Origin of the sequence: Cellulomonas septica (assembly GCF_012396155.1) — a bacterium.
In the GTDB taxonomy this organism is placed as follows: domain Bacteria; phylum Actinomycetota; class Actinomycetes; order Actinomycetales; family Cellulomonadaceae; genus Cellulomonas; species Cellulomonas septica.
The window spans coordinates 1-14,887 of the sequence record NZ_JAAXOY010000015.1; the positions used below are offsets into that span (position 1 = coordinate 1).

Annotated in this window: 15 protein-coding genes and 1 tRNA gene; 6 read left to right on the plus strand and 10 right to left on the minus strand. The window is 73.2% G+C overall.

All coding sequences use genetic code 11. The annotated features are described in order from the left end of the window. The first annotated feature begins 295 nt into the window (after positions 1–295). The gene (locus HGA02_RS01760) at positions 296–463 is read left to right on the plus strand and encodes a hypothetical protein (protein ID WP_168676942.1); all 168 of its coding nucleotides are present in this window, start codon (positions 296–298) and stop codon (positions 461–463) included. 104 nt (positions 464–567) lie between these two features. Here HGA02_RS01760 and HGA02_RS01765 read toward each other — a convergent pair whose 3' ends face one another. Then, a complete protein-coding gene (locus HGA02_RS01765) occupies positions 568–1,026 on the minus strand; it encodes a GatB/YqeY domain-containing protein (protein ID WP_124342242.1) in 459 nt (152 codons plus the stop codon). Positions 1,027–1,191: 165 nt separating this feature from the next. On the opposite strand from HGA02_RS01765, the gene HGA02_RS01770 reads away from it, so the two are divergent. After that, positions 1,192–2,217, plus strand: a complete 1,026-nt coding sequence (locus HGA02_RS01770) for an SMP-30/gluconolactonase/LRE family protein (protein ID WP_168676944.1) — start codon at positions 1,192–1,194, stop codon at positions 2,215–2,217. A gap of 160 nt (positions 2,218–2,377) precedes the next feature. Next, on the plus strand, positions 2,378–3,094 hold the full coding sequence (locus HGA02_RS01775; RefSeq protein ID WP_168676968.1) for a GTP pyrophosphokinase: 717 nt from the start codon (positions 2,378–2,380) through the stop codon (positions 3,092–3,094). Between the two features lie 14 nt (positions 3,095–3,108). On the opposite strand, the gene HGA02_RS01780 is transcribed toward HGA02_RS01775, so the two are convergent. Then, complete coding sequence (locus tag HGA02_RS01780) at positions 3,109–3,777, minus strand: class II aldolase/adducin family protein (RefSeq protein WP_168676946.1); 669 nt, start codon at positions 3,775–3,777, stop codon at positions 3,109–3,111. 126 nt (positions 3,778–3,903) lie between these two features. Here HGA02_RS01780 and HGA02_RS01785 point away from each other — a divergent pair, with 126 nt between their 5' ends. Further along, entirely contained in the window at positions 3,904–4,152 is a 249-nt protein-coding gene (locus HGA02_RS01785) for a hypothetical protein (protein WP_168676947.1), read from the plus strand. Here HGA02_RS01785 and HGA02_RS01790 read toward each other — a convergent pair. The 4 genes from HGA02_RS01790 to HGA02_RS01805 all read right to left on the minus strand — a co-directional run bounded on the left by HGA02_RS01790 (position 4,149) and on the right by HGA02_RS01805 (position 7,148). Next, positions 4,149–4,511, minus strand: coding sequence for a GNAT family N-acetyltransferase (locus tag HGA02_RS01790; protein ID WP_168676949.1), 363 nt, complete (start codon positions 4,509–4,511; stop codon positions 4,149–4,151). The two genes, HGA02_RS01785 and HGA02_RS01790, sit on opposite strands and share 4 nt — an antisense overlap. Continuing rightward, positions 4,508–4,876 carry a hypothetical protein gene (locus HGA02_RS01795; protein ID WP_246247303.1) on the minus strand — a complete coding sequence of 123 codons (369 nt, stop codon included), beginning with the start codon at positions 4,874–4,876 and terminating at the stop codon, positions 4,508–4,510. Before HGA02_RS01795 ends, HGA02_RS01790 begins: the two co-directional genes overlap by 4 nt. Then, on the minus strand, positions 4,873–7,059 hold the full coding sequence (locus HGA02_RS01800; protein WP_168676951.1) for a transcriptional regulator: 2,187 nt from the start codon (positions 7,057–7,059) through the stop codon (positions 4,873–4,875). Before HGA02_RS01800 ends, HGA02_RS01795 begins: the two co-directional genes overlap by 4 nt. Before the next feature lie 14 nt (positions 7,060–7,073). Further along, a tRNA-Gln gene (locus HGA02_RS01805) sits at positions 7,074–7,148 on the minus strand. A 190-nt stretch (positions 7,149–7,338) separates the two neighbouring features. On the opposite strand from HGA02_RS01805, the gene nirB reads away from it, so the two are divergent. Next, positions 7,339–9,930, plus strand: a complete 2,592-nt coding sequence (nirB, locus tag HGA02_RS01810) for a nitrite reductase large subunit NirB (protein WP_168676953.1) — start codon at positions 7,339–7,341, stop codon at positions 9,928–9,930. After that, on the plus strand, positions 9,927–10,280 hold the full coding sequence (nirD, locus tag HGA02_RS01815; RefSeq protein ID WP_168676955.1) for a nitrite reductase small subunit NirD: 354 nt from the start codon (positions 9,927–9,929) through the stop codon (positions 10,278–10,280). Before nirB ends, nirD begins: the two co-directional genes overlap by 4 nt. A gap of 25 nt (positions 10,281–10,305) precedes the next feature. Here nirD and HGA02_RS01820 read toward each other — a convergent pair whose 3' ends face one another. From HGA02_RS01820 to fdhD, 4 genes are all read right to left on the minus strand, one after another. Then, positions 10,306–10,863 (minus strand): DUF6036 family nucleotidyltransferase, encoded by a 558-nt coding sequence (locus HGA02_RS01820; RefSeq protein ID WP_168676957.1) that lies wholly within the window; start codon positions 10,861–10,863, stop codon positions 10,306–10,308. Then, positions 10,860–11,327 carry a helix-turn-helix domain-containing protein gene (locus tag HGA02_RS01825; RefSeq protein WP_343035204.1) on the minus strand — a complete coding sequence of 156 codons (468 nt, stop codon included), beginning with the start codon at positions 11,325–11,327 and terminating at the stop codon, positions 10,860–10,862. The genes HGA02_RS01820 and HGA02_RS01825 overlap by 4 nt, the downstream gene beginning before the upstream one ends. Before the next feature lie 112 nt (positions 11,328–11,439). Next, positions 11,440–13,743 (minus strand): FdhF/YdeP family oxidoreductase, encoded by a 2,304-nt coding sequence (locus HGA02_RS01830; protein WP_168676961.1) that lies wholly within the window; start codon positions 13,741–13,743, stop codon positions 11,440–11,442. Then, positions 13,740–14,651, minus strand: coding sequence for a formate dehydrogenase accessory sulfurtransferase FdhD (gene fdhD, locus HGA02_RS01835; protein WP_168676964.1), 912 nt, complete (start codon positions 14,649–14,651; stop codon positions 13,740–13,742). Before fdhD ends, HGA02_RS01830 begins: the two co-directional genes overlap by 4 nt. Positions 14,652–14,887: the final 236 nt, after the last annotated feature.

The following is a 14,887-nucleotide window of genomic DNA, read 5'->3' on the forward strand; positions in this document are numbered from 1 at the left end:
CATCGCGTGCCCCCCAGCCGCCACCCCTGCCGCGGGCGTCGACGACGCCGGCGCGACGTCACGGACCGCCGCCGGGCCGTCCCGACCGCGTCGCGCGACGCAGCGAGCGTACGGCCGGTGGCTGCACGGATGGGTGGTTCTGCGGTGATTTCGCCCGGTATCCGGAGCGTTAGGAACGTCTCCTTCCCTTCAGATCGGCCACGGGGCGGCCGATGGTCCCGGTATGTTGCCGGACGCACGTGAAGACTGGACGAGCGCCCAGGGACGACTCGCAGAGGGCACGCAGGAGGACGACATGAACCCGCACGACAACGTCGCGCCGCGCGCGACCGCGCAGAACCTGACGCACGCGTTCACGGACCCGAACCCGTTCCTGTCCGAGGACCGCACGATCCTCGTCGGCGGCCGCGCGACGGCCATGCAGCGCGGGCTCAACACGACGCCGGAGCGCGCCGAGGACTGAGCCCGGGACCACCCGAGCACGACCAAGGCCCGGCCCGGAGGGGAACCCCTCCACGGCCGGGCCCCGTCGTCTGCGGCCGGCGTCGCCCGGGGCGTCGACCCGCGTCAGCCCGCGAGCGCCGCGCGGACCAGGGCGGACAGCTTCTTGCCGTCGGCGCTGAGCCCGGCACGGGCCGTCGCCTCCTTCATCACGGCACCCATGTCGCGCAGGCTGCTCGCGCCGGTGGCGGCGACGACGTCCTGCACGAGCGCGGCGAGCTCGTCGTCCGACAGCTGCTGCGGCAGGTACTCCTCGACGACGTCGGCCTCGGCCGACTCGTTCGCGGCCCGCTCGTCGGCGCCCGCGGTCGTGTAGATCTCCGCGCTCTCCCGACGCTTCTTCACCTCGCGGGCCAGCACGCGCAGCACGTCGTCCTCGGTGAGGTCCTTCTCGACGGGACCCGCCTTGGCCTCGGCGCGCACCGCGGCGACGAGCTGGCGGAGCGTGCCGGTGCGGAACGAGTCCCGCGCCTTCATGGCGGTCGTGAGGTCGGAGGTCAGGCGGTCGAGGGTCGGGGTGCTCATGCGGCCATCCTCCTCTGCGGCGGCCAGGCGCGGCGATCCGATTCACCGCCCCGGGATGCGGGTCCGCGCGCGCCGACCTAACCTCGCGGAGGCTCCGCGCGCGACGACGCACGCCGCGCCCACCGCGCACGGTCGCCGTCGACACCATCGACGAGGGGGACCGCCATGACCGTCCGACGCAGCACCCGACGTCTCGCCGCAGGGCTCCTCGCCGCGGCGCTGGTCGTCGCCGCCCCGGCCGCCGCGACCGCGCACGGCGGTGGTCACGGCGGTGGTCACGGGCCTGGGGGCGGGCACGGGCACGACCGGCCGACGAGCTACCTGCTCGACCCCGTCGGCCCGGCGGCCGACGACATCTACCCCGAGGGCGTCGCGGTGCACGGCGAAGACTTCTACGTGGGCAGCACGACCGACGGCACGGTCTACCGCGGCGACCTCGACGACCCGACGGCGACGCCGTTCCTGGCCGGTGGCGCCGACGGCCGCACGTCCGCGGTCGGCATGAAGTCGGACGGCCGCACGCTCGTCGTCGCCGGCGGGGCGACCGGGCGCGTCTTCGCGTACGACGTCCGGACGCGCGCGCTCGTCGGCTCGTGGCTGGTCGCGCCGACCGGTGCGCCGACGTTCGTCAACGACGTCGCGATCAGCCCGCGCGGCGACGTGTATGCGACCGACTCGCAGCGGCCGTACCTGTACCGGATCGACGCACGCGACCTGCGGGAGACCGCGTCCGAGCGGACGCTGCCGGTGTTCCTCGACTTCACGGGGACCGCGCTGCGGTACCAGCCCGGCTTCAACGTCAACGGCATCGCGATCTCGCAGGACGGACGCACCGCGGTGCTCGCGCAGTCGAACACCGCGACGCTGTTCGCCGTCGGGCTGCGCGACCGCAGCGTCGCAGCGATCGACCTCGGCGGCGCGACGGTCGCGGGCGACGGCCTCGTGCTGAAGCACCGCACGCTGTGGGCCGTCGAGCGGCAGGGTGACGTGGGGTACGTCGTGCGGGTCGACCTGGACCGGTCGCTGCGCTCCGGGACGGTCGTCAGCCGCACCACCGACCCGTCGTTCGACGACCCCACGACCGCAGCGCTCGTCGGGCGGTCGCTCCTGGTCGTGAACAGCCAGTTCGGGGAGCGCGCCGCGGGTGAGGCACCGGGTCCGTTCACGGTCTCGCGGGTGCCCGCGCCGTAGCGTCGGAGCCTCCGGACGCGTCGGAGGCGTCGGTACCGGGACCCCGGACCTCCGGCCCGGAGGGGCCTGCGGGGCCGCGACGTACGGTGGTCGGGTGACCGAGACAGCACCCGTCGGCCCCGACCACCCCGTGCCCGACCCCGCCGAGATCCGCGCGCTCATGACGGACCTGCGGCGCCTCGTGCTCACGTACAAGTTCGGGATCGACGAGGTCATGACGAAGCTCTCGATCCTGCGCGAGGACTTCAAGCACATGCGCGACTACAACCCCGTCGAGCACGTCGGCTCCCGGCTGAAGTCGTTCGAGTCGATCCTCGCGAAGTGCCGTCGCAAGGGCATCCCGCTCACGCCCGACGCCATCCGCGAGCAGATGTTCGACGTCGCGGGCGTGCGCGTGACGTGCTCGTTCGTGTCCGACATCTACCGCGTGCGCGACATGCTCGTCGGGCAGTCCGACCTGACACTGCTCGAGGAGCGCGACTACATCGCGCACCCCAAGCCCAACGGCTACCAGTCCCTGCACCTCATCCTGCAGGTGCCCGTGTTCCTGTCCGACCGCGTCGAGGACGTCGTCGTCGAGGTCCAGCTGCGCACCATCGCGATGGACTTCTGGGCGAGCCTCGAGCACAAGATCTTCTACAAGTACCACCGGCAGGTGCCGCAGCACCTCATGGACTCCCTGCGTCTCGCCGCCGACGTCGCCGCGTCGCTCGACGCGTCGATGGAGCGGATCCACGACGAGGTGAAGGCCATGACGGCCGACGACGACGCCACCCGCGCCGACACCGACCCGCTCGGGCCGGAGGAGGCGATCCTGCGCGGCTTCTGGCGCACCGCCGAGGCCGCGGAGGCGGACCGCCAGCACCTCGACGGCTGAGCTCCGGCTGCCCGTCAGGGGAGGCGGGCACCGTCCGGGACGCCGAGGGCGTCGTAGGCCAGCACGTGCGGGGTGCCGAGGCGGCTCGCGTGGAACAGGACCTCGGCGTTCTCCTCGACCGCGACGGCGACCTTGAACGCGAGCTTCAGCGAGACGCCGACCGCGAGCAGCCCGTGGTTCGCCCAGACGACCGCGTCGACGTCGTCGCCCATGAGGGCCGCGCTGCGCTCCCCGAACGCGGCGCACGTCGAGAACTCGAACGGCATGACCGGGACGGGGCCCTTGGCGTACAGGACCATGTTGAGCAGGACGGGGTCGATCGTGCGGCCGAGCGCGCCGAGGACGTTCACGAACGTCGACTCGGTGTGCACGATCGCCTGGACGTCGGGCCGGCGACGGTAGTGCGCGAGGTGGACGGGCAGCTCGGTCGACGGGAGCAGGTCGCCCTCGACCACGGTGCCGTCGAGGTCGACGACGAGCATGTCGTCGGGGTGCATGGCGTCGTAGCGGACGTCGGACGGGGTGATGACGATGCCCTCGAAGCCGTCGTCGCCGTGCACCCGGACGCTGATGTTGCCCTGGGTGTTGAAGTTGAGGCCCGCCCGCACCGACTCGCGGCAGTAGTACAGGATCTCGTCGCGCAGCGCCTGGCCGGCCCTCGACCGCGTGCCGGTGCGGGTCATCGTCGTCTCGCCTTCGCCGTCGTCGTGAAACCTTTCAAGCCGACTTTCCCAGTCCGACGTCACCCGTCTGCGGGACGAATGTCCTGAACTCGCGCGCGGCAGCCGCCGGTGCGCTAGAAACACCGCGTGCTCACCATCGCGGCCGCTGCCGCCGCAGCCCCACCCGACCCCGGGTTCCCGCCGGGCGCCGTCGCGCTCGTGGTGGTGTTCGTCGTCGTCGCGATCGTGATCTCCCTCATCCCGCGACGCGACGGCGGAACGCGGCGGACGGGGACGGACGCGCACCGCTCCTCCGTGCACGCCGGGGGCGGCGACGACGGGTGGTCCGGCGGTGTCGACGGCGGCGGCTCGGATGGCGGCGGGGGCGGGGACTAGGCGAGGTCGATCGCTACCTGGTCCCCGGCGTGGACGAAGCCCAGACCCGCAGCGGCACGCCGGGAGGCGACGTTGTCCACCCGGCACCTCCACTGCGGCACGAGACCCGCGTCCAGCGCGTGGGTGGCAGCCACGCTCGCGACTGCGGAGCCGAGGCCTCGACGCCGCGCACCGGCGGCCACCGCCACCCCGAGGTGCGCGAGCGCACCGCCCCAGACCTCGTATCCCGCGGCGGTCTCCGGCTGACCGTGCCGATCGCGGGCCGTCCACCGCGAGCGCATCGCGAGGAGACCGCTCGCGTCCCGCTCCTCGGCCGAGCAGCGCACGACGCCCATGGTCGGGTCCTCGAGATGCGTCATCCGGGGAGTGTGGCAGGCGAGCGCACCGCTCCGGTCTCCGCGACGTCGGAGGCGCCGACCTCGTCTCGGACGAGATCGGCCTCGACGTAGACAGCGACGCGCGGTGGGCCGTCGAGGTGCGAGCGCCACTCGATGAGGAGCGCGCGCATCGTCGGGTCCTGCTCGACGCGGAGCTGGTCGGCGTCGTAGGTGGCGCGGTCGGCGTACTCCATGATCTCGACGAACACCGCAGCGTCGTCGAGCGACCACTGCAGACGGGTCCGGATCCCGCCCGGCTCCTCGTAGACCGGCCGGGCGCGCGCCAGGAACGCCTCCAGGTCGGCGCGCGTCGTCCGGAGCCGGCCGTGAAGGTAGAGGGTGATCACGACCCGATGCCGGCGGAGACGTCGAGCAACGGGTGCCGGCCGTGCACCCAGCCCACGAACGGCTCACGGCCGTCGGCGACCTGCAGCCCGGCGACCAGGTGCGACGCGCGCGCACGACTCACCGGCCGAGCCCGGTCGGCACGCTGTCGCAGCGCGAGCAGGAGGTCGGGCTGGTCGGCCGCCGGCAGCATCGAGACCGCGAACACCGTCTGACGCCACGCGTGCGCGAGGTCGGCGCGCAGCCGCGGGTTGTGCTCGGCAGCCCCGACCTTGTCGAGGACGACGAGCACGGCGTCGAACGTCCGCTCGGCCTGCGCCGCCCAGCCCTCCTGCGGACGCCAGCCGAGCCGCACAAGCGCCGCGAGGTTGTGGGTCGTGAGGACGAGGGACTGCTCGACGACCCGGCCGTTGCACACGACGCACCACCGGTGCTCGGGCGTCGCGCGGTCACGGGCCAGCGTCGAGAACGAGCCCCGACGGTCGTGCGCCGTCGCGACCGTGGACCAGGCCGACGACGGGATGCCGTAGTACCGCGCGTAGCGCGAGCCGTCGAGCAGGCCTTGGGCGGCGAGGAACGCGTCGGCGAACTTGGTGGAGAACCGGCCCTGGAAGATGTCCGCCGCGACCAGCTCCGTGAACACGGCGCCGAGCCCACCGGCACGCGCGAGCGCGTCGAGCTCCGCCACGACCGGGTTCGGCAGCATGGTGCCCGGCCACGTCCGCGTCGAGAGGTCGGCAAAGCGCACGATCGTCGCGACGTGGTCGTCGCCCCGACAGGTGGACCGCTCGTGGGCGACGGCCGCGACCCAGGGCAGTTCGTCGGTCCGCACCTGGTGCGCCAGGTCGAGCAGGAGGAGGCTGCGCCGTCGGCGGAACGCGGCATAGGTGCGCGCGACGAGCCTGCGCAGCACGGGGTCGGCGACGTCGCGTGCGATCACCTCGCCCGTGAGCTCCGGGAGGAACCCCGCGAGCACCTCCGAGGAGCCGATGACGCCGCGCTCCAGCAGGTCGTCGATCGTGCCCGCGCGAGCGCGCGACGTCTGGCGCGTCGCGGCGGGCGGCACCGGGGTTCCTGCCGGCACGTCCCAGCGCGACGCCTCGCGCTGGTCGACCGGGTGCTCGAACGCCTCCGGCTCACGGATGCCCCGGGACGGCTCGACGTCCGTGAGCCGCGCGGCGACGACCGAGGTCAGCACGTCGGAGGTCGGGCGTGCGGCGATCTCCGCCTGCGCGGTCCGCAGCGCGACGTGGTCCGGGCTTCCCGGCACGCCACGCTTCGCGACCAGCGCGCGCACGGCGTGCTCGACCCTGGCGTTGCGCCACGGCGACTCGCCCGCCACGGCGCGCTCGAGCTCGATCCTCAGGATCGTCGCGGGGTGCTTCGGGTTCCGGTGCTTGCGGTTGAGCGTGTGCCGCGCCGCGAGGTCGGCGTACTCGCGGAGCAGCGCTCGCGAGTCCTCCAACCAGCCGTCGGGGCGGAGCGAGTCGAGGCGCTCACCGTCGGAGGTCCGCAGCCAGTGTGCGACGAGGCGGTCGGTGAAGGGCGCCCAGACGCCGAGGGCCTCGTTCATCTCGCGCACGTGCGGCGAACCGCCGTGGGCGTCGAGCCGCGTGCGCGCCTCGCCCGCGGTCACGACCCAGACGTCGTCGGAGGCCGCCGGGTCGACGACCACCTCGCGCGGCACGAAGCACAGCTGGTCGGCGTACGGCCGCAGCTGGGCGACGAGCGACGCGGCGCTCTCGATCCGACCGGCACGGACGAGCCAGGCGACCGTGAGGAGTGCCGCGTGCTCCGGGAGGTCGACCGCGTAGCTCCCGTCGTCGAGCCGCTCCCACAGCCTGCGCAGGCCGCTCTCGCCGAGGTGGTGCTCGAAGACGGCGCGACGGTCAGGTGGCAGACCGGCGTCGCGCGCGGCGACGGTCTCCTGCGTCGTGAGGGGCCCACCGGCGGCTGCGGCGCCAGTGGCGAATCCCCCGCGGATGACCTCGGGTGTCACCCAGACGGGCAGGTCGCGGACCGGGTCTCGTCGGCCGATGCGGAGCGCGCCGCTGCGCATGCCGTCGAGGACGGCACCCCACGACCGCGCACGGTCGCCGGCGCGTCCACGCGTCCCCGCGTCGGGGTGGCTCGCGGCGGTGCGCTGCGCCTGCGCCCACTGGTGCAGGACGTACGACTCGCTCACGGTGACCCCCTTGATGGCCAGCGCGGCGGGTGCTGCCCCCGCTCCCTCCGGGTCCAGAGCCCGGTGCTCTGCTGATGAGCTACACGCTGAGGTGGCGATGCTAGCCAGACGGCGCGGCTGGTCGGAGCGAAATCCACAGCGTCACCCTGTCGGCTCCGGGATCTCTCGCCGCCCCCTCGCGCTCTGTGAGGTTGCGTGGGTCCAAGGGCCCGTCGCGGGCCTCGGACGTGCACGGATGCTGGTCGCAGCACCGTTCGTCCCCCACAGGAGTCCACTCCGATGCGCACCTCTCCTCCGCCCGCCCTCGGCCGGGTCGTCGTCGTCGGCGCCGGCATGGTCGCCCACCGCCTCGTCGCCGGTCTGCTCGACCGGGCACCCAACGACGGCTGGCACGTCACCGTCGTCGGCGACGAGCCGTGGGTCCCGTACGACCGCGTCCACCTGTCCGAGCTGCTGACCGCCGACCGCACGCCCGCGGACCTCGCGCTCGAGCCGGGCGTGTGGGAGGACCCGCGCACGACGCTCCTCACGGGTGACGCCGTCGACAAGCTCGACCGGGACGCGCAGACGGTGACGACGCGGTCCGGCGTCGTGCTGCCCTACGACCAGCTGGTCCTCGCGACGGGCTCGTGGGCCTGGACCCCGCGCACCGAGGGCACCGACCTGCCGGGCGTCTTCCGGTACCGGACGCTCACCGACCTCGACGAGCTGCGCGAGTGGGTCGCCGACCGGTCGGCGGTCCTCGGGCGGCCGCTGCGCGGTGCGGTCGTCGGCGGTGGTGTGCTCGGGCTGGAGGCCGCGGCGGCGCTGCAGCACCTCGGCGCGAGCGCGACGGTGGTCGAGTTCGCGGACCACCTGATGAACGTGCAGCTCGACGCGGGCGGTGGCGAGGCGCTCCGGGTGCTCGTCGACGGGCTCGGGATCGACGTGCGCACCACGACCGGCTGCACGGGCCTCGCGGCGGCCGACGACGGCGCGGTCGCGACCATGCGGCTGTCGACCGACGACGAGATCCCTGCGGACGTCGTCGTGTTCTCGACGGGTGTGCGGCCCCGCGACCGGCTCGCGCGCGAGTCCGGCCTCGCGATCGGCGAGCGCGGCGGTGTCGTCGTCGGCGCGTCGTGCCGCACGTCCGACCCGGCGATCTGGGCGATCGGCGAGTGCGCGTCGTTCGAGGGCGAGTGCACCGGGCTCGTCGCGCCGGGCAACGCGATGGCCGACGTGGTCGTCGACCGGCTGCTCGGCGGACCGCGGCTGTACACGCCGGCTCCCGAGGGCACGAAGCTCAAGGGCGTCGGCATCGACGCGGCGAGCTTCGGCGACGTCCTCGCGCTCACGCCCGGCGCGCTCGAGGTCACGTTCACCGACCCCGTCGCGCGGACCTACCGCAAGCTCGTCGTGTCCGACGACGCCCGCACGCTGCTCGGCGGCGTCTTCGTCGGCGACGCTGCCCTGTACCCGCAGCTGCGCCCGATGCTCGGCCGACCGCTCGGCGCCGACCCGTCCGCGTTCCTCGCACCCGAGGGCGGCGCGCCCGACACCGGCGCCGACCTGCCCGACGACGTCGTCGTCTGCTCGTGCACCAACGTCACCGCCGGGACCGTGCGCGAGGCCGTCACCGAGCACGGCTGCACGACCGTCGGCGAGGTCAAGGCGTGCACCAAGGCCGGCACGGTCTGCGGCTCGTGCGTCCCGGTGGTGACCAAGATCGTCAACGCGCAGCTCGAGGCGTCGGGCATCGAGGTCTCGCGGGCCATGTGCGAGCACTTCGCGATGCCGCGCGCCGAGCTCTACGCGCTCGTCGCCGCGGGCGCGCTGCGAACGTTCAGCGAGATCGTCGCCGCGCACGGCACCGGCCGCGGGTGCGCCGTCTGCAAGCCGGTCGTCGCGTCGATCCTGTCCTCGCTGCGCGCCGGGCACGTGCTGGAGCGCGAGCACGCCGGCCTCCAGGACACCAACGACCACGTCATGGCGAACCTGCAGAAGGACGGCACCTACTCCGTCATCCCGCGCGTCCCGGGCGGCGAGATCACGCCGGAGAAGCTGGTGGCCCTGGGCGAGGTGGCGGCGGAGTTCGGCCTCTACACGCGCATCACCGGCGCGCAGCGGATCGGCATGTTCGGCGCGCGCATCGACCAGCTCCCGGCGATCTGGCAGCGGCTCATCGACGCCGGGTTCGAGTCCGGGCAGGCCTACGGCAAGTCGCTCCGCGCCGTGAAGTCGTGCGTCGGGTCCGCGTGGTGCCGGTTCGGCGTCCGTGACTCCGTGAGCATGGGCATCCTGCTGGAGAACCGCTACCGCGGGCTCCGGACGCCGCACAAGTTCAAGGTCGGCGTCTCCGGGTGCGCGCGCGAGTGCGCCGAGGCGCGCGGCAAGGACGTCGGCGTCATCGCGACCGCGGGCGGCTGGAACGTGTATGTCGGCGGCAACGGCGGGGCCAACCCCCGGCACGCCGACCTGCTCGCCGAGGACCTCACCGACGACACGCTCGTCGCCGTCATCGACCGGTTCCTCGCGCTCTACGTCCGCCGCGGCGACCGGCTCCAGCGGACCGCGCCGTTCGTCGCCGAGTACCCCGGCGGGATCGAGGCGCTGCGGGCCGTCGTCGTCGACGACAGCGAGGACATCGCCGCCGAGCTCGAGGCCGACATCGCGGCGCACGTCGACGACTACCGCGACGAGTGGGCCGCCGCGCTCGAGGACCCCGACAAGCTCGACCGGTTCACGGCCTTCGTCAACGCCCCCGCCTCGCACGACCCCGACCTCGCGTACACGCCGCTGCGCGGGCAGGTCCGCCCCGCCGAGCCCGGCGAGGTCGCGCACCACGACCCGCGCGTCGCGCGCACGCTCACCCTGGAGGTGACCCGGTGACCGCCACCGCCCTCAGCACCGACGTCTGCGCGCTCGACGCCCTGGTCCCCGAGCGCGGGGCCGCCGCCCTCGTCGACGGCACGCAGGTCGCGCTCTTCCGGCTCGCCGACGACACCGTCCTCGCCGTGCAGAACCGCGACCCCTTCGCCGGGGCGAACGTCGTCGCGCGCGGCATCGTCGGGTCCGTCGGCGACACCCCGACCGTCACCTCTCCCATGCACAAGCAGGTGTGGGACCTGCGCACGGGCGAGTGCCTCGACACCGGCGGCAAGACCCCGAAGGACGCGTCGCCCGACCTCGCGACCTGGCGAGTGGACGTCCGCGACGGCCGGGTGGTCGTCGCGCCGTGATGACACGGCTGACCGTGGCGATGTCTCACTCGCTCGACTGGAGTCGCGCGGCGACCGCCTCCACCCACGCGCGCAGGCGACGAGCGTGCGGCCCTGGGACGCCGGCGAGGTCCAGGCGTTCCAGCACGACCGACGGATCCAGGAGCCCGGCGCGCAGCAGCGCATGCACGAACTCCAGGTCCTTCTCGCGGTACGCGGCGAGCTTGGACACCGCGAGGTCGTGCCGGTCGAGGCACAGAGCACGTCCCGGTGCCGACGACAGCGACTCCCACTGCACCAGCCGGTCCTGCCACCCGCCAGGCAGGACGACGAGGCCGTCGATCTCGACGCCTTGGGCGTAGTACCCGTACATCTGGTGAAAGCCCGAGTCCTCGCCGATCGCACCGTCGACAGCCAGGGCCTTGTCAGCGGCGTCCACGCCGAGAAACGCGACGTCCGCCTCGATGGACCCGACCGCTTCATCGGGAAGATCGTCCTCGTCGAACGACCCCAGGATGGACTGCGACCCGACGATGACGATGTCTGTCGTGCTCGTGATCGTGGATGCAGCTCGAAGGATGTGAGCCAGGTCGGACCGCTTCACCGGGCTGCGCCGAGAGCAGCGAGCCGTTCGTCCTCTGTCAGGACACCGGCGAACGGTGAGTTCTGTCGCAGCTCGCGCGAGCGCTGCGACGGCGACGTCAGCGCCAGCAGCAGCTCGTCGAGCGGTCCGTCGAGCAGCCGCTGCCACTGGTTCAGCCACTGCGCCGGGCGGCCGCGAGTGTGCCTGGTGCGCATGAGAGCGAGGTTCTCGCGGGCGAGCCCGACGAGCTCAGGGTGAAGGACGAGCTTCCCGGCGGTCGCGAACGCCAGGTAGAGCGAGCGGCGCTGGTCCGCGGACAGTCGCTGCGTCGAGTACCGCAACCGGTCCACGTCTGACCGACGGACCCGTCGGTGGGCGCCCGACATCTCGTAGGGCAGGTCGCCGCGCTCGGTCAGGTTCACGACGTGCTGCCGCGACGCGCCCAGCAGACGAGCGACCTCCCCAGTGGTGAGGAGCTCATCCACCTCGTCCCAGGAGGGTTCTGACACCGCACGCATGGATCCACGCTAGGGCGGTAACCGCTAAAAACACAACTCCCGAGCGTGCCTCTTGTGTTTCTTGCGTCTGCTCAGCCGCTCAGAGATCAGTCCGCCGACGCTCCAGCCGCACGACGATCGCCTTCGAGACCGGGGTGTTGCTGTCGAGCGCGGTGCTCCTGAGCGGGACCAGGACGTTCGCCTCGGGGAAGTACGCCGCCGCGCAGCCGCGTGAGGTCGGGTAGGCGACGACGCGCAGGTCGGGCAGGACGCGGTCGGGCTCGCCCGGCCACTCGCTGTGCACGTCCACGCGGTCGCCGTCGGCGAGGCCCAGGTCCGCGAGGTCGTCGGGGTTCACGAGGACGACGTCACGCCCCCGACGGATGCCGCGGTAGCGGTCGTCGAGGCCGTACATCGTGGTGTTGAACTGGTCGTGCGCGCGGACGGTCTGGAGGATCAGCCGCCCCGGCGGGCACTCGACCGGCACGAGGTCGTTCACGGTGAGGTGCGCCTTCCCGCTCGGCGTCGGGAAGGTGCGCGAGTCGCGCGGGCCGTGCGGGAGGACGAACCCGTCGCGCTGCCGGATGCGCGTGTTGAAGTTGTCGAAGCCCGGAACGACGCGCGTGATGGAGTCGCGGATCGTGTCGTAGTCGCGCTCGAAGCCGGCCCAGTCGACGGGCCAGTCGTCGCCCAGCACGGCCCGGGCGAGGCGCGTCACGATCGAGATCTCCGAGAGCAGCAGCGGCGACACCGGCGGGAGCGGTCCGTGCGTGGCGTGCACCGCGCAGACCGAGTCCTCGACGGACACGAACTGCGGACCCGTGTCCTGCAGGTCGAGGTCCGTGCGGCCGAGCGTCGGGAGGATGAGCGCCTCCGCCCCCGTGACGACGTGCGACCGGTTGAGCTTCGTCGACACCTGCACGGTCAGGTCCGTGCCCCGCACCGCCGCCTCCGCCGCGCGGGTGTCGGAGATCGCGCCGACGAAGTTGCCGCCGAGCGAGAACCAGACCTTGACGTCGCCGCGCTGCATCGCCTCGACGCACGCGACCGAGTCCAGCCCGTGGCGGCGCGGTGGTTCGAACGCGAACTCCGCGGCCAGCGCGTCGAGGAACGCGTCCGGCGGTCGCTCCCAGATGCCCATCGTCCGGTCGCCCTGCACGTTGCTGTGCCCGCGGATCGGCGACGCACCCGCACCCGGCTTGCCGATGTTCCCGCGCAGCAGCAGGAGGTTGACGATCTCCTTGATGGTGTCGACGCCCTTGCGTTGCTGCGTCAGGCCCATCGCCCAGGTGACGATGACGCGGTTCGCCGCGAGGTAGCGGTCGGCGAGCTCGTCCATCTCCGCGACCGTGAGGCCCGTGGCCGTCAGGACCTCCTGCTCGTCGAGGTCCGCGAGGTGACGACGGAGGTCGTCCAGGCCGAGCGTGTGCGCGTCGAGGAACGCGTGGTCGAGCACCTTGCCGGGCGCGCGGTCCTCCGCCTCCAGCACGCGCTTCGAGACCCACTGCAGCAGCGCCATGTCGCCGCCGCTGCGGATCTGCAGGAACTGGTCCGCGATGTCGGTGCCGCGCCCGACGGCCCCGCGCAGCGTCTGCGGGTTCCGGAACCGCTTCAGCGACGCCTCGGGCAGCGGGTTGACCGCGACGACCGTCGCGCCGTGCCGCTTGGCGTCCTCGAGCGCGGTGAGCATGCGCGGGTGGTTCGTGCCCGGGTTCTGGCCCATGACGACGATGAGGTCGGCCTGCGCGAAGTCGGCGTACGTGACGGTCGACTTGCCGATCCCGATCGTCGCGCCCAGCGCCGAGCCCGTGGACTCGTGGCACATGTTCGAGCAGTCGGGCAGGTTGTTGGTGCCGAACGCCCGGACGAAGAGCTGGTAGACGAACGCCGTCTCGTTCGCGGCGCGGCCGCTCGTGTAGAACGCCGCCTGGTCCGGCGAGTCGAGGCCGCGCAGCCGGTCCGCGACGATCCGGAACGCGTCCTCCCACGTCACGGGCACGTAGTGGTCGCTGCCCGCCGGCTTGTGCACCGGCTCGACGAGCCGTCCCTGCGCGCCGAGCCAGTACTCCGACTTGTCGCTCAGGTCCGTGAGCGAGTGCTCCGCCCAGAACGACGTCGGGACCGTCAGCTGCGTCGCCTCCCAGCTCACCGCGCGGGCGCCGTTCTCGCAGAACTCCGCCATGCCGCGGTGGTCCGGGTCCGGCCACGCGCAGCTCATGCAGTCGAAGCCGTCCTTCTGGTTGAGCTTCGTCAGCAGCCGCAGCGCGCGGGCCGCGCCCATCTCCCCGACCGCGTACGACATCGCGTTCGACACCGACGGCAGGCCGACGGCCCACGACGCGGGCGGGTGCACCTGCGTCGAGGGCGCGGTGGCCGGGTCGACGACGGGCGGTCGACGTGTCATCGGGCGGCCGCCTCGACGGGCTGCGGCCGGACGGGGGCCGGGAGGGCGTCGGCCGACGACGGCGGGGCGCCGGTCGACGGCGCGACCACCCGCTCCGCACCCGCGTAGACGACCATCGACGGCCCGCGCAGGAACCCGACGAGCGTCATCCCCGCCGACCGCGCGAGATCCACGGCCAGCGACGACGGCGCCGAGACCGCCGCGAGGAACGGGATCCCCGCCATCCCCGCCTTCTGCGTGAGCTCGAACGACGCACGCCCGGACACCATGAGGACGGTCCCGCGCAGCGGCAGCCGGCCCGCGACCAGCGCCCACCCGACGACCTTGTCGACCGCGTTGTGCCGCCCGACGTCCTCGCGCAGCACGAGCAGGTCGCCGGTGCGCCCGTCGAACAGCGCGGCGGCGTGCAGGCCGCCCGTCTTGGCGAACACGTCCTGCTGCTCGCGCAGCCGGTCGGGGAACGTCGCGAGCAGCGCGGGCGGAACGACGAGGTCGTCGCCGTCGACGGTCCAGCACGAGTGCGTCCGGACGGCGTCGATGCTCGACTTGCCGCACAGCCCGCAGGCCGACGTGCTGAGGAACTGCCGCTCGAGTCCGGCGTCGGGGGCGGGGACGCCGTGGCCGAGCGTCACGTCGAGGACGTTGTACGTGTTCTCCCCGTCGATGGTCGCACCCGCGCAGTACCGGGCCGCGGCGACGTGCTCCCGACGCGAGACGACGCCCTCCGACACCAGGAACCCCTGCGCGAGCTCGACGTCGTGCCCGGGCGTGCGCATCGTGACGACGAGCGACCGGCCGCCGACGCGGATCTCCAGCGGCTCCTCGGCGGCGAGCAGGTCCTCGACGTGGCGTGGCGGCCCGTCGACGGTGATCCGGGTGACCCGGGTGCGGACCGCGATCCTCGACATCGCCCCATCATCGCGCCGCGAGGCGCCCGACGGAGAGCCCTTCGCGCCGAGGTCCGGGCCCGTTCAGCCCGACGTCGCGGTCAGACGTCCGCGACCAGGCGGTCCCACAGCGCCTGCGCCTCCGCCGGGCGGCCGGACTCGTCGAGCCAGCTCGCGGCGGTGCCGGCGGCGGAGTGAACGAGCGACGTCTCCCCGGCGGCGCGGGCGCGCAGCGCGGCGGACTCGAGCGCGGCGAC

What these genes read in the sequence shown, in the direction of transcription:
- HGA02_RS01760 (WP_168676942.1), top strand. Translation starts at nt 296, where the DNA reads ATGAACCCGCACGACAACGTCGCGCCGCGCGCGACCGCGCAGAACCTG.
- HGA02_RS01765 (WP_124342242.1), bottom strand. Translation starts at nt 1,026, where the DNA reads ATGAGCACCCCGACCCTCGACCGCCTGACCTCCGACCTCACGACCGCC.
- HGA02_RS01770 (WP_168676944.1), top strand. Translation starts at nt 1,192, where the DNA reads ATGACCGTCCGACGCAGCACCCGACGTCTCGCCGCAGGGCTCCTCGCC.
- HGA02_RS01775 (WP_168676968.1), top strand. Translation starts at nt 2,378, where the DNA reads ATGACGGACCTGCGGCGCCTCGTGCTCACGTACAAGTTCGGGATCGAC.
- HGA02_RS01780 (WP_168676946.1), bottom strand. Translation starts at nt 3,777, where the DNA reads ATGACCCGCACCGGCACGCGGTCGAGGGCCGGCCAGGCGCTGCGCGAC.
- HGA02_RS01790 (WP_168676949.1), bottom strand. Translation starts at nt 4,511, where the DNA reads ATGACGCATCTCGAGGACCCGACCATGGGCGTCGTGCGCTGCTCGGCC.
- nirB (WP_168676953.1), top strand. Translation starts at nt 7,339, where the DNA reads ATGCGCACCTCTCCTCCGCCCGCCCTCGGCCGGGTCGTCGTCGTCGGC.
- HGA02_RS01830 (WP_168676961.1), bottom strand. Translation starts at nt 13,743, where the DNA reads ATGACACGTCGACCGCCCGTCGTCGACCCGGCCACCGCGCCCTCGACG.
- fdhD (WP_168676964.1), bottom strand. Translation starts at nt 14,651, where the DNA reads ATGTCGAGGATCGCGGTCCGCACCCGGGTCACCCGGATCACCGTCGAC.